Origin of the sequence: Streptomyces sp. NBC_01298, assembly GCF_035978755.1 — a bacterium.
Lineage (GTDB): Bacteria > Actinomycetota > Actinomycetes > Streptomycetales > Streptomycetaceae > Streptomyces.
On sequence record NZ_CP108414.1, the window covers coordinates 4,948,769 to 4,962,602 of the forward strand.

The window sequence follows — 13,834 nt, forward strand, 5'->3', positions numbered from 1 at the left end:
GTTTGGTCATTTCAGCCGTCCGGCGTTTGAGGACCGGGGTCTGGGGCGGGAGCCCCAGGGGCTTTCCGGGGCAGGGCAGAGCCCTGGGAACGGTGGAAGGGCGGGTAGGGGACAGCCCCGCGCAGCGGCACACCCGCAGCCACGCTCCGGCGCAGGCGACAGCCCCGCGCAGCGGTGAACCGGGTGCCAGCCGGTCGGGACCGAGGCCAGCCCCCGCAGGGCTACGCGCCGCGCAGGGACTTGAGCGCCCGCCCGGCGATCTCCCGCCCGATGGGCAGCGAAGCGGTGGCCGCCGGCGAAGGCGCGTTCAGCACGTGCACCGTCCGCTCCCCCTCCCGGATCAGGAAGTCGTCCACCAGCCCCCCGTCCCGCAGCACGGCCTGCGCCCGCACCCCCGCCGCCGCGGGCACCAGATCCTCCGCGCGCACCGCCGGCAGCAGTCTCCGTACCGCCTCGACGAACGCCGCCTTCGACAGCGACCGCCGCACCTCACCGGCTCCGTACCGCCAGTGCCGCGCGGCCATCCGCCAGGATCCCGGCCAGGCCAGCTCGTCCGCGAGGTCCCGCGGCCGGACCACGCCCCAGCCGTACCCCTCGCGCGCCAGCGCCGGCACCGCGTTCGGCCCGACGTGGACCCCGCCGCCGATGCCCCGGGTCAGGTGGACACCGAGGAAGGGGAATGCCGGGTCGGGCACCGGATAGACCAGCCCGCGCACCAGCTCGGGCCGGGCCAGGTCGTAGTACTCGCCCCGGAACGGCAGGATCCGCATCCCCGGGTCGTCGCCGGCCAGCCGCGCGATCCGGTCGCACTGCAGCCCCGCGCAGTTCACCAGCACCCGCGCGCGCACGACCAGCCCGCTGCTCGTCCGCACCGCGATGCCCGAGGCCCGCCGCGAGATCAGATCGACGGCACCGCCGTAGACGATCTCCGCACCCGAGGACTCCGCCAGCTGCTGCGCGACCCGTCCGTAGTCCACGATCCCCGTGGTCCCCACGTGGATCGCCGCGAGCCCGCGCACCTCGGGCTCGTACTCCGAGATCTGCGTCGGCCCCAGCTCCCGCACCGGGATGCCGTTCTCCCGGCCCCGCTGCACGAGCGCGTGCAGCCGCGGCAGCTCGTCCCGCCCGGTGGCGACGATGAGCTTGCCCGTCACCTCGTGCGGGATGCCGTGCTCCGCGCAGAACTTGACCATCTCGGCCGCGCCGCGCACCGCGAAGCGCGCCTTGAGGGAGCCCGGCTTGTAGTAGATCCCGCTGTGGATCACACCGCTGTTGCGGCCCGTCTGGTGCCGCGCGGGGCCGTCCTCCTTCTCCAGGACGACCACCCGGGTCCCCGGAGCGAGCCCCGCGAGGGCATGCGCCGTCGACAAGCCGACGATCCCGCCGCCGATCACCAGCACATCGCAGTCCAGCCTGCCCAGTCTGCTCATGCCGTCCACGCCGCCGCCCACACTGACACCTCCCACCCCTGCATAGTGCACCCCGCCACTGACAGCGGGGCCACGCGGGGCCTATGCCGGGGTTACCAGCAGAGGCCTGGCCCGCTCGCGCAGTTCGGCGACGCGCGGTTCGTGCCCGTACGGTTCCAGCCGGTGCAGGAGGTCCCGTACGTACTCCGTCGTCCGGGCCGACGAGATCCGCCCGGCGACCTCGACCGCCCGGGTTCCCGCCGCGCACGCCGCGTCGAGGTTTCCGGACTCCAGCTCGGCCACCGCGCTCACGACGAGCCGCAGCCCGTGTGATCGTACGTACTCCTCCGTCGGCCGGGACAGTGCCTGTTCCGTGAAACGCCTTACCTGGCGCGGGAGTTTGAGGTCGCTGTAACACTCGGCCGCGTCCGCCGCGAAGCGGTCGTACGAGTAGAAGCCCAGCCAGGTCGGGTCGGCGTCGCCGTCACGGGCCCGTTCCAGCCAGCCCTCGGAGGCCCTCAGCGCCGCCCCGGCGGCCACCGAATCGCCCGCCTTCGCGTGCGCGCGGGCCTCGACGAGGCGGAAGAAGCTCATCGTCCGCGCGGTGGCCAGGCCCCGGTTGCGTTCCACGGCGGCCTGCGCGAGGTCCACGCCCTCGTCCGGGAAGTCCCGGTAGGTGGCCTGCAGGGACATCGACGCCAGCACGTACCCGCCGAGCGGTACGTCGGCCGCGGCGCGGGCCAGGCGCAGCGCCTGGATGTAGTAGCGCTGGGCGGCTTCCTGCTGTCCGGTGTCGAAGGCCATCCAGCCGGCCAGCCGGGTCAGTTCGGCGGTGGCGCCGAAGAGCGCGCGGCCCACTTCGTCGGTGTAGGAGCCGAGCAGCAGGGGCGCGGCGTCCACCCGGAGGCACTCGGGCACCATCGAGGAACGCCAGTCGCCGCCGCCGTACTTGGAGTCCCAGCGGCGGGCGTCCTCGGCGGCCTCGCGCAGCTTGGTCACATCGCTGTGGCCCACGCGCTGCGGGCCCCCGGCGTCGGGCGCGGCCGGAGCGCCCTGCGGGGTCGCGCGCACGGTCGGCGTCGTCGCGCGCACGGCAGGCGTCGTCGCGCGCTCGGCAGGCGTCGTCGGGCGCGCGACCGTCGGCGTTTCGTGCGAAGGCTGGGCGGGCACACCCCCGACACGGGCGCCGGGCGGCGCCGGAAGGCCTTCCGGCGGGGCCGCGCCCGGGACCGCTTCGCGCGCCACCGGTTCGCGTGCCACCGAGCTGTCGGCGGGAGATATCAGCCACCGCGAGGCCGGCGTCGCGTAGGCCGATACGGAGAAGGAACCGGCGAGCGACTGCCAGATCCCGCCACCCCCGCGGCGGCCGGCGAGGTCGAGCCGGTAGAGGTCCGTGGCCGAGCGCACGGCCGCGCCGACGTCGCGCGGGAAGGCCAGCCCCACTTCGGGCGCCGGGTCCGCGTCCGCGAGCCCGATCTCGTGCAGCGGCACGGGCCGGCCGAGCTTCGCGCCGATGGCGGCCGCGATCAGGTGCGGGGCGGCACCCTGCGGCACCATCCCCTTCGACACCCACCGGGCCACCGAGGTCTTGTCGTAGCGGAGGGTCAGGCCGCGCTGAGCGCCGAGGTCGTTGACCCGCCGGGCCAGCCCCGCGTTGCTGATGCCCGCGAGGGCGAGGACGGCGCCGAGCTTCTCATTGGGCTCGCGGAGCTCCCTGGACATGCGCCACCCCTCGTCACACGCGGAACGCAGACGCCGCCGGGGCATAGGCGCCCGGCATTTCGTAAACCCAGCGTAGTTCCCCGCCTCCCAAGCGTTAAGGGCTCCTGTTCCGTATGGCGGGATTGTTGTCCGTATGCACAGTCGGGCGGGTGCCCGGGGCCGGGCGCACGTGTCAGCGCGTGCTCCACCCGTGTGGCCGTGCGCCCGCCCGTGCGCTCTGGCCGCTGCGGGGGCCCGGCGATTCGATGTGCGGTGCGTGGGTCGGCCCGCCGCGTGGACCGGGCGGGCCGGGGGATGCCGCTGCCTCAATCCCCGCGGGTGGCGGAACGGCCCGGGGGGTGGATCCCGCCCCCCGGGCCGCGCACCGCCGGGCGGGCCGTGCGGTTGGCCCGCGGGGCCGCGCGCGGGGCTCCGCGCAGGGCTCTCAGTACGGCCGAAGAATGGCCGAAACCGACCTATGGGGCGGTCGGAACGGAACGCCAAATACCGCATGGCCGGGGCGTGTTCGTTTATACGTGCGCCCCCCTTACCCACTCCCGCACGCCTGTCTCGTGGCAGCATGGACCCCGAGCCACCCGGGGTCCCTCCGGCCCGCGCCCAGAGCGCCGGCCGCGCGGTTCGCACCCCGGTCAGGTGCCCACGGGCTGGGGAGGCGGCGGTGCGCTGGTTGGTGGGTTGGAGCAGTATCGCCGCGAGCTTCGGCACGGCCGGACGGGTCGCGGGGCACGGCGCTGCGCACGCCTCCGACCAGGGCGCATACGGCTCGGGGAACGGGTCGGGCAACGGCTCGGGCAACGGATACACCTCCGGGAACGGCTACGGCTCCTACGGCTCGGGTTCCGCCCCCGACGCGTGGGGCGACGGCCCCGTCCGCGGCGGCCTCGCCGACGCCGGCCACCCCGACGAACCGGGCGCTGCCGACGCCGACCGCACCGTGGTCCCCGTGGGCGCCCAGCTCCTCTGGGGCGACCCCGACCCCCTGTGGGCCGTCGGGGACTGGCGCCCGGACGAGATCCGCACCCTCACCGCCGATCCCGCGGACCCCTTCACCCGCCTCGCGGTCCTCGGCTGCTGCGGCGCCACCGACGCGGAACTGCGCCGCGCGCTCTACGCCGCCCGCGGCGGCGCGCTGCGCCACCTCACCCAGTGGCCCGGCAGCTACACCACCGTGGTCCAGGCCGGCCGCCGCATCACGGTCGTCGGCGACCTGGCCGGCGCCCGGCCCGTCTTCTACACGCCCTGGGCGAGCGGCACCGCGTACGCCACCGCCGCCCTCCCACTCGCCGACCTGATCGAGGCGCAGCTCGACATCGGCCATCTCGCCGCCCTGCTGGCCTGCCCCGACAGCCCGGAGGCGCTGGGCGACGGCACACCGTACGTCGGCGTACGCCGCATCCCGCCCGGACACGCGCTGATCCTGCGCGAGGGCTCGCGGGAGATCACCGGGTACGAGCCGGTGGCCTCCCTCGCGGTGGCCGCCCCCACCGCCGACCCCGAGCTCGCGGTGGAGGGCGTACGGGAAGCTTTGGTCGACGCGGTGCGCGCCCGGCTCACGGCTCCGCGGCATGCTCCCGAGACGCTGCCCTACGACCCCGGACCCGTCCCCGGAATGGGCCCGGCCGACCGGCGGGCCGCGCGCGGCGCCCCCGCGCCCGTCCCCGGAGTCGGCGCGGACCTCTCCGGCGGCAGCGCCTCCGCGACCCTCGCGCTGCTCGCGGCCGGCCTCCCGGGCGCACCCGGAGCCCTGCTCGGCCGCACCGGGGAACGCCTCCTCGCCGTCACCTTCAACGACCTGGCCACCCCCCGGGGCCGCGAACCCGAACTGGAACGCGCCCACGCGATCGCCTCCGACCCCCGCCTGCACCACGTGGTCGTGGCCGCCGCCGAGGAAGCCCTCCCCTACGCCGACCTCGAAGGCCCGCTCACCGACGAACCCGGCCCCTCCCTCGTCTCCGCCGCCCGCGAGCGCCGCCGCCTCGCGGCCGGCTCGGCGGACCACTTCACCGGACACGGAGCCCGCCAGGTCCTCGACGCCCACCCCGCCCGGCTCGCCGACCTCCTGCTCGACCGGCGCCGGCGCCACCTGCTGCGCCCCACCCTGGCCCTCGCCCGCTCCGCCCCGTCCGAGGGAGACTCCCCCCTCGTCCCCTTCCTGGTCCCCCTCACCGTGTACGCGGCCGCCCGCCGCCTGGCCCGTACGCCGTACCGCGCCGGCATGGAGGCGGCGGCGGCCCGGCTGCGCGACGGCATCCCGGCCCCGGGCCACTGTTCCCCGGTGGACGCCTCGCTCGCGGCCCTGACCTGGTCCCGGCCGGGCCCGGCGGCGGCCTGGCTGACGGGCGAGGCACTGGCCGAGGTATCGATCCGCCTCAGCGCCGCCGCGGGCCGGCCTCCCCTTTCCCTCCGCCCCGGGGAGGCCCGGGCCCGCGCCGTCCTGGCCCGGCACGCCGCCGACCACCGGGTCTTCGAGCAGGCCGTGGAGGTGCGCAGCCAGCGACTGCACGCCCCGTTCCTGGACAACCAGGTCGTACGGGCCGCCCGGGCCCTGCCCGAATCCCTGCGCGTACAGCCCGGTGCCCGGGCGGCGGTCCTGCGCGGGGTCCTGTCCTCGGCCGGGGTCCGGGACCTCCCCGCGGGGTGGGGCGCGACGGCCCACGCCCCGAACGAATCGGCGACCCGCCTGGGGCTGCGCGCGGCCCTCCCGCACCTCCTGACCCTCTTCGCGTCACCGCTCCTGGCGGACGCGGGCCTGATCGAAGCCCGGGTCGTCCGCCAAGCCCTCATGGACGCGGCCGACGGCCGCCCGGTCCCGCTCGACGGCATCGCCGAACTCGTCTCGATGGAACTGTGGCTGACCCGCCTCCTGGCCCGCCGAGGCACCTGCTGGACCGGCACCTCCACCCCCCGCCGCAGAGCGGTCCCCACAGGCGTCCCCCTCCGCCGCCCGGCCCTGTCCTAACCCCCAGCCCCGAACCCCGCCCCACCCCCGCCGCAGACCGTGCCCCGGCCTTCGGCTCCGACTCAGGCCTGCCCCGGCTCGCGCGGTGTCCCCGGCGGGGCCCCGGGCCGGGCTTTGGCCCTGCCCTGCCCCGGCTCCGGCTGTCCCCGGGCCTGGCCCGGTCTTCGCGGGTCCGGCCCTGTCTCCGGCCGCCAGGCCTCGAGTCCAGCCGTGCCCCCGGCTGCACGGTCCTTGGGGTCCGGCCGCGCCCGGGCCCGACTCTGCCCCCGGCCCAGCCTTCGGATCCGGGTACGCCCACCCGGCCTTCGGCCTGGCTCCGTCACTACCGAGGCTCCGGCCGCCTGGCCTTCGGTCCAGCCGTGCTCCGTCCCTGCCTCCGGCCGTCCCTGCCCCCGGCCTCGGGCCCGGCCCAGCCCCCGGCCCGGCCTGCGGCTCCGGTCCTGCCTTCGGGTCGGCTTCGACTCTGCCCCCGACCCACCCTTCGGATCCGGCCCCGGCTCTGCCTCCGGTTGTCCGGCCTTCGGTCCAGCCGGGCCCTGTCCCTGGCCCGGCCTGCGGGTCCGGCCCAGCCTTCGGACCCGGCCCGGCTCTGGCTCCGGACTCGCCCGGCCTTCGGCCTGGCTCCTGCCTTACCCCGGCTCCGGCCTGATCCGGCCCGGCTTCGGGCCCCGGCCTGAGTCCGCTCCGGCTCCCGCCGGGAAGCTGCCGGGCCCGCCTCGCGGCCTGCGCCGGTCCGGGCGGCCCCGCCGGCCGTGAGCTCGGCACTGTGGTCGGGCCCGCAGGCGGCGCCCCCGGCCGGGGTAGCGGCACGGACGGCGCGCACCGCTCCCCGCCCATGGCGGTCGTGACCGCCATCGCCTCAGCGGCAGCTGATGACGGAGTCGGCCCAGCTCGCCAGCGCCGGCAGGCGGCCGCCCTCCGCGCGTTCCACGACCAGGCGCAGCGTCTTGTGCCCGGCGAGGGAGACGGACACGTTCGCCGCCGGGTCCTCGTACCCCAGGGCGCGGGACTGCCACAGCCGCCGCCCGTCCGCGTACACGGAGAAGCGGAGGGTGCCGTCCGTGAGCAGTGACATGCCGTCCACACCGGCCCGTGCCGAGAAGACGGAACAGCTCCGGTTGAGGGTGATCTCCACGGAGGACCGGGAGTTGACCGTGATCCCGTGCGTGTAGCGCTGTCCGCCGATCACCGGCCCCCATCGCTGCCACACCCAACTGCTGCGCCAGGTCTCGATCTCGGGGCCGTCGTGGCTCCCGTAGGCGGACTGCCCGAGGGAAGAGAGCCGGAACCCCTGCGGGGCCTGCGGCGGCTTGGGCGGCGTCGGCTTGGGGGGCGGCACAGGACTGGGCGTGGGGCTCGGAGTGGGACTCGGCTTCGGCGTCGGGGCCCGGCTCGGACTCGGAGCGGGCGAGGACCGCTGCGGACTCCGCGAGGGCGTCGGCGCGGCCGGCGCCGCGGCCACCGGCGGCGTCTGCTTCCTCGGGGGCGGTACGGATCCCCGCGCCGCCGGCGGCTCCGCCCGCGACGGCCCGGGCTCCGGCGCGGCGGGGGCCGGAGCCCGCGGCACCGGTACGGCCACACCCGGCGCCGGGTTCGCGCGCACGGCCGGGGCGGTGTCGTCACCGGCCAGTGCGAACACCACGCCGGCGGCCGCGGCCACCACGACCCCGGCGGCGATGGCCGCCTTGGCGGGCAACCCCAGCCCCTCCGAAACCGCGGCTCCGCCGACCCCGCCGGCCCCGCCCCCACCAGCAGCCCCACCGGCGGCTCCGGCCCCGGCGGCACCGGCTCCGGCCGTCGACCCGCCCGCACCGGCGGCCGCGGCAGCGGCCCCGGCACCACCCGCGGCGACGGCCCCGCCGGCCACCACTCCTGCCGCCTTGGCCGCGTACCCGGCGGCGAACCACCCGATGACGGCGACCGGCAGCAGCGCGGGAATGCCCGCGTTGACGTCCTTGAGCTCACCCGCGGCGAGCCGGCACCGGGCGCACTCTTCGAGGTGCTTGCGCAGCCCCCGCTCGGCCCGCATCCGCAAGCCGCCGCGGGCGTACGCCCCCAGCCGGTCGGCGTACCGGGCGCAGTCCCCGCCGGAACTCAGCGCGGTGCTCACATGGGCCTGGAGGTACGCCTGCTTGAGGCCCTCGCGGGCCCGGCTCGCCAGTACCGCGGTGGCGTTCGCGCTCAGCCCGAAGAGCGGGGCGATCGCGCTCGGCGAGGCCTCCTCGACGGTGGTGTGCCAGAGCACGGCCTGCCACCGCTCGGGCAGGCTGCGGAAGGCCTGCATCGCGAGGGTCTGCTCGGCCTCGTGCATGGCCCGCACATCGGCGCCCAGTTCGAGGGTGTCGTCGCCCGCGCGGCCGGGCAGCCCGACCGCGCTGTCGCCGGAGCCGGAGGCCTGCTCCGCGAACAGCGCGAAGTCCTCGACCAGATGCTCCCGCTTCGCTGTCTTCGCCCAGGCGGCGGCGACCCGGCGCACGGTGGTCAGCAGGTAGGCGCGCACCGACTGGTCCGGACCCGCCCCGCCCCGTACGGCCTGGAGGGTCCGCGCGAACACCTCGGCCGTAAGGTCGTCGGCGGTGTGCCCGTCGCGGCAGCAGGTACGGGCATAGCGGCGCACGGCATCGGAGTGGCGGCGGAACAGTTCCTCGTAGGCACCGTCGTCGCCCCCTCGCATGCGGGCGATCAAGTCCCCGTCGGACGGTGGGAGTTCGCCACTCGCCCCGGCGGCGTGCCGGCCGCCCGATTCGCGCTGCGCCGGGACCTGTCGCGCGGGCAGGCTGCCCGCATCGACCTCGCCGCCGGCGCCACCGTGTGGCTCTTCCCGCCCGTCAACGCTCATCGCGGAGGCCCTCGCACGACACACTCAACCGGTACACCGATCCAGCGTGTCACACGGCGGGCACGCGCCGAACCGGTCTCCACACCTTCCACTCATCCGGGCAAGCCCCGACGAATTGCCGTACGGAGCCTCACCCGTTCGAGCGAGAGTCCCGGGCAGGGAACCGGTTGACGCCCACCACACCCGCCGGGCCACCCGGTCCGCGAACCACACGTCCCGGGCGCCCGCCGCTCCGACCTAAGCCGCTCCGACCTCAGCCGCTCCGACCCAAGCCGCTCCGACCCAAGCCGTCCCGACCCAAGCCGTCCCCACCCAAGCCGTCCCCACCTAAGCCGTCCGGGACCGCAGCCCTTCGAGCAGGATGTCGAGCAGCCGAGCGGAAGCCGCCGCCTGCTGCGCCGCGTCCGGCAGCGCGGGCGCGGCCGTCGCTATCACCAGCAGCACATCGGCCACCGTGACATCGGCGCGCAGCGCACCGGCCTCCCGGGCCCGGTCCACGAGGCGGCCGACGACCTCCAGCAGCTCACCCGCGCCCGCGTCCTCGGAGGGCTCGTCGTCCAGGCCGGTCCGCGCGGCCGCGGCGACCCGCAGATCGAGCGCTCCACCGGCCGCGACGACCTGACGCTGGTGCGGAACACGCGCGGCCTCGCCGGCCGCCGCCGACCCGTCGGCCGCGTCCGCCCCGTCGACCCCGTCCTCGCCGGGCCCGCCGACCCGCAGCACCTGCGGAGGCAGCAGCCGGCCGGCGCCCGAGGCCACGGAGGTGCGCAGGAAGCGCGACAGCGCCTGCCACGGCTCCTCCTCCTGGCCGAGAGCCGTGCGGGCCTGCTCGGTCAGCCGCGAGGTCTCCTCCTCGGCTATCCGCCGGACCAGGACGTCCTTGCTGGGGAACCGTCGGTACACGGTGCCGACACCGACCCGTGCGCGGCGTGCGACGTCCTCCATCGGAGCCCCGTAGCCGAGCTCACCGAAGACCTCGCGGGCCGCGCGAAGTACGTGTTCGAGATTGCGCTGTGCGTCGACGCGCAGCGGCGTGGAGCGACCCACGCCGTGTGTGGTGGCGCCGCCGACCATCAAGCGCCCATGGCTGTCGGTCGCGGAAGCGGCCGAAGACAGAGCGGTGGCAGAAGCATGGAAATCGGAAATGTTCATGTATATCCCCCGGTAATCATTTGTCTCCCCCCGGAGACACTCCCCGCCTTCATGTCGAGGGGGGCCACGGTCATGAGGGCCCTGGTCCTACTCCTCGACGAGTTACGAACATAGTTGAGCCAGAGTCAATTCAGAAGAGGCAGCCCCGGACGGACCACCGCCCGATCGGAGCATTCACTCTCAATTTTCCGTTCGAAGCCCCCGGAACCACACATTCCGCACCGTCTGACCTGCGCACCTTCCCTTCCATCCGCACCCCCCGACAACCTCGCCCCGCCGTCCACTCCGGTCACACAATTTGTCGGGCCTGTGGACAAACTCCCGGCCACGTTGCGTCATGGGACGGTGAAGGCTGCTAACTCCCGGGGCACGGCCCCCGGTACCCCGCCCCGTACGCGGATCCTCATCGTCGGCGGCGGCTACGTAGGCATGTACACGGCGCTCCGGCTCCAGCGAAAGCTGAGAGCCGACGAGGCCGAGGTCACGGTGGTCACTCCGGAGCCCTACATGACGTACCAGCCCTTCCTCCCCGAAGCGGCCGCCGGCTCCATTTCCCCGCGCCACGTGGTGGTCCCGCTCCGCCGCGTGCTGCCGAAATGCCGCATCGTCATCGGCGAGGCCCGGCACATCGACCACGCCGCCCGGACCGCTACCGTCACCACCCTCGCCACCGACGAGGAGGGCGGCGGCCCCGTAGAGATCGAGTACGACGAACTGGTCCTCGCCCCCGGCTCCGTCTCCCGCACCCTCCCCATTCCGGGGCTCGCCGAATACGCCATCGGATTCAAGACCGTGGAAGAGGCCATCGGTCTGCGCAATCACGTCATCGAGCAGATGGACATCGCCTCCTCCACCCGCGATCCCGCCCTGCGCGACGCCGCCCTCACCTTCGTCTTCGTCGGCGGCGGGTACGCCGGCGTCGAGGCGCTCGGCGAGCTGGAGGACATGGCCCGCTACGCCGCCCGCTACTACCACAACGTCAAGCCCGAGGACATGAAGTGGGTGCTGGTCGAGGCCAGCGACCGGATCCTGCCCGAGGTCGGCCCCGAGATGGGCACGTACACGATCCGCGAACTGCGCCGCCGCGGCATCGACCTGCGCCTGGAGACCCGCCTCGAATCCTGCGAGAACCGGATCGCCGTCCTCAGCGACGGCGCCCGCTTCCCCACCCGCACCGTCGTATGGACCGCCGGCGTCAAACCGCACCCGATCCTCGCCGCCAGCGACCTGCCCAAGAACGACCGCGGCCGCCTCGCCTGCACCTCATTCCTCACCGTCGAAGGCGTAGAGCACGCCTGGGCCGCCGGGGACGCCGCCTCCGTCCCCGACATCACCGCCCCGGAGAAGGGCGTCCCCTGCGCCCCGAACGCCCAGCACGCCGTCCGCCAGGCCAAGGTGCTCGCCGACAACCTCGTCTCGTCCCTGCGCGGCGGACTCCTCACCGAGTACGCCCACAAGTACGCGGGTTCCGTGGCTTCCCTCGGACTCCACAAGGGCGTCGCCCACGTCTACGGCCGCAAGCTCAAGGGCTACCCGGCCTGGCTCATGCACCGCGCCTACCACCTCAGCCGCGTGCCGACCCTGAACCGCAAGACGCGCGTGCTCGCCGAGTGGACGCTCTCCGGCCTCTTCAAACGCGAGATCGTCTCCCTGGGATCCCTCGAACACCCCAGAGCAGAATTCGAACTCGCGGCGGGCGGAGGCCCCAAGGACCCTCCGAAGAAGAAGGAAGGCTGATGCTGTCAGTCCCGTCGGCCACACTGGACGTGTGACCATAGGTGGGCTCACACCTGCACAGAGTGACATCAGCGTGACATCCGAGTGCCACCCGATCGCCACCGAGTGACACAGCGACCACGAGCGACACCACGAGGCTTGAAAGCAGTGAACTTCACGCGCTGGAGCGCCCGGTTTCCCGGAACGCAGCGCCGCGCCGCCGCCCGGTCCGAACACGCCGCCGCCCAGGCCAAAAGGGGTGAGGGCTCGGTCCCGGCCGCCCGCGGCGCCGTCGGCCATTCCGCGAGCGGCCCGGACGGCTGCCCCGCCGACCCCACGGTCCGCGGCACCGGTTCCGCCCCCGGTTCCGGCTGCGCCGCGGCCGCCGCGGAGGGTACGGGAACCCCCGCACCCTCCCTCGACGAGCTGTCCGTACGCGACGTCCTCGACCGCCTCCCGGCCCTCGTCGCCCTCGTGCACGGCCCCGAGCACCGCGTCGCCTACGTCAACGACGCCTACACCTCGGGCTTCGGCGCCCGCGCCCCCGGCGCCCCCGCGCACCTGGCCCTCCCCGAGCTCGGGGAGCTCGGCCTGCTCCCGCTCCTCGACCAGGTCCAGCGCAGCGGCAAGCCGCGTACCGCCAAGAACCGCACCGCTCCCGGCGGCACCAGCTCGTACACGGTCACGTGCACCCCGATCGAGTTCCCCAAGACCAGCGCCGGTTCCGACACCGGCCCGGGTTCCGACCACGAAGCGGCCGAAGCCCACACCGGCACCGGCGTCCTGATCCACCTCGCCGACGTCACCGACCACGCCGAAGCCGTCGAACGGCTGCGCGCCAGCGAGCGCCGCCAGCGCGAGGCCGCCGTCACCCTGCAGCGCTCGCTCCTCCCGCAGGAACTGGAGCAGCCCGACGACCTGCGCGTCGCCGCGACCTACCAGCCCGGCGGCACCGAAGCCGCCGTCGGCGGCGACTGGTACGACGTCATCACCCTCGGCGCCGGCCGGACGGCCCTCGTCATCGGCGACGTCATGGGCCGGGGCGTCCGCGCCGCCGCCGTCATGGGCCAGCTCCGCACGGCCGTCCGCGCGTACGCCCGCCTCGACCTGCCCCCGCACGAGGTCCTTCAGCTCCTCGACGGCCTCGCGGCCGAGATCGACGCCAGCCAGATCGCCACCTGCGTCTACGCCGTCCACGACCCCAACGAGGGCCTCCTCGCGTACGCCTCCGCCGGCCACCTCCCGATCCTGGTCCGTGACGAGGACGGCACCGTCCGCCGAGCGGCCGACCCCACCGGCCCGCCGCTGGGCACCGGCGGCTGGCTGCACACCTCGGGCACGATCGCGCTGGGCCCCGGTTCCACCGCCGTCCTCTATACGGACGGCCTGGTCGAGCGCCGCGGCGAGGACATCGACGAGGGCGTCGGCGCCCTCGAGCGCGCCCTCTCCGGCGCCCAGGGCACCCCCGCCGTGATCTGCGACCGCCTGATGCGGGCCCTCGGCGTCGATGCCGACCACGACGACGACGTCGCCGTGCTGGTCCTCCAGCAGCCCGCCCGCACCGGCGCCGACGCCGAGCTCTTCCACAACGCCGCCCTGGAACTCCTCGGCGGCGTCGAGGCCGCCCCGCGCGCCCGCGCCTTCGCCCAGGGAGTCCTGGCCTCCTGGCGCTTCCCGGTCGAGCTGTGCGACCTCGGCGTACTGGCCGCCAGCGAGCTCGTCGCGAACTCCCTCCAGCACGGCACCCCGCCCATGCGCCTGCGGCTGCGCCGCACCGACCGCCGGCTGATCATCGAGGTCACCGACGGGGACGACCACCTCCCGCGCCGCCGCCGCGCCGAACCGGCCGACGAGACCGGCCGGGGCATCTCCATCGTCGCCACCATCGCCTCGGCCTGGGGCTCGCGCCGCACTCCGGGCGGCGGCAAGGCCGTCTGGTGCGAGTTCGCCCTCCCGGACAAGGACAAGCAGCCGGACAAGTAGCCGGACATGAAGGAGCCCCGGTCCTGGGACCGGGGCTCCTTCATGTCAGCCGTA

At 75.0% G+C, this 13,834-nt stretch carries 7 protein-coding genes; 3 read left to right on the plus strand and 4 right to left on the minus strand.

Annotated elements, in window-relative coordinates:
* Positions 1–221: 221 nt before the first annotated feature.
* Together lhgO and OG730_RS22475 are read right to left on the minus strand one after the other, a co-directional pair.
* Complete coding sequence (gene lhgO, locus OG730_RS22470; RefSeq protein ID WP_327309365.1) at positions 222–1,430, minus strand: L-2-hydroxyglutarate dehydrogenase; 1,209 nt, start codon at positions 1,428–1,430, stop codon at positions 222–224.
* Positions 1,431–1,511: 81 nt separating this feature from the next.
* Positions 1,512–3,131, minus strand: coding sequence for an NsdA family TPR-like regulatory protein (locus OG730_RS22475; protein WP_327305918.1), 1,620 nt, complete (start codon positions 3,129–3,131; stop codon positions 1,512–1,514).
* Between the two features lie 658 nt (positions 3,132–3,789).
* Here OG730_RS22475 and OG730_RS22480 point away from each other — a divergent pair.
* Positions 3,790–6,090, plus strand: coding sequence for an asparagine synthase-related protein (locus tag OG730_RS22480; protein ID WP_327305919.1), 2,301 nt, complete (start codon positions 3,790–3,792; stop codon positions 6,088–6,090).
* A gap of 859 nt (positions 6,091–6,949) precedes the next feature.
* Here OG730_RS22480 and OG730_RS22485 read toward each other — a convergent pair.
* Positions 6,950–8,929 carry a sigma-70 family RNA polymerase sigma factor gene (locus OG730_RS22485; protein ID WP_327305920.1) on the minus strand — a complete coding sequence of 660 codons (1,980 nt, stop codon included), beginning with the start codon at positions 8,927–8,929 and terminating at the stop codon, positions 6,950–6,952.
* A 327-nt stretch (positions 8,930–9,256) separates the two neighbouring features.
* Positions 9,257–10,081, minus strand: coding sequence for a TetR/AcrR family transcriptional regulator (locus OG730_RS22490; protein ID WP_327305921.1), 825 nt, complete (start codon positions 10,079–10,081; stop codon positions 9,257–9,259).
* 345 nt (positions 10,082–10,426) lie between these two features.
* On the opposite strand from OG730_RS22490, the gene OG730_RS22495 reads away from it, so the two are divergent.
* The gene (locus tag OG730_RS22495) at positions 10,427–11,818 is read left to right on the plus strand and encodes an NAD(P)/FAD-dependent oxidoreductase (RefSeq protein ID WP_327305922.1); all 1,392 of its coding nucleotides are present in this window, start codon (positions 10,427–10,429) and stop codon (positions 11,816–11,818) included.
* A 147-nt stretch (positions 11,819–11,965) separates the two neighbouring features.
* Positions 11,966–13,780, plus strand: coding sequence for an ATP-binding SpoIIE family protein phosphatase (locus OG730_RS22500; protein WP_327305923.1), 1,815 nt, complete (start codon positions 11,966–11,968; stop codon positions 13,778–13,780).
* The last annotated feature ends 54 nt before the right edge of the window (positions 13,781–13,834 follow it).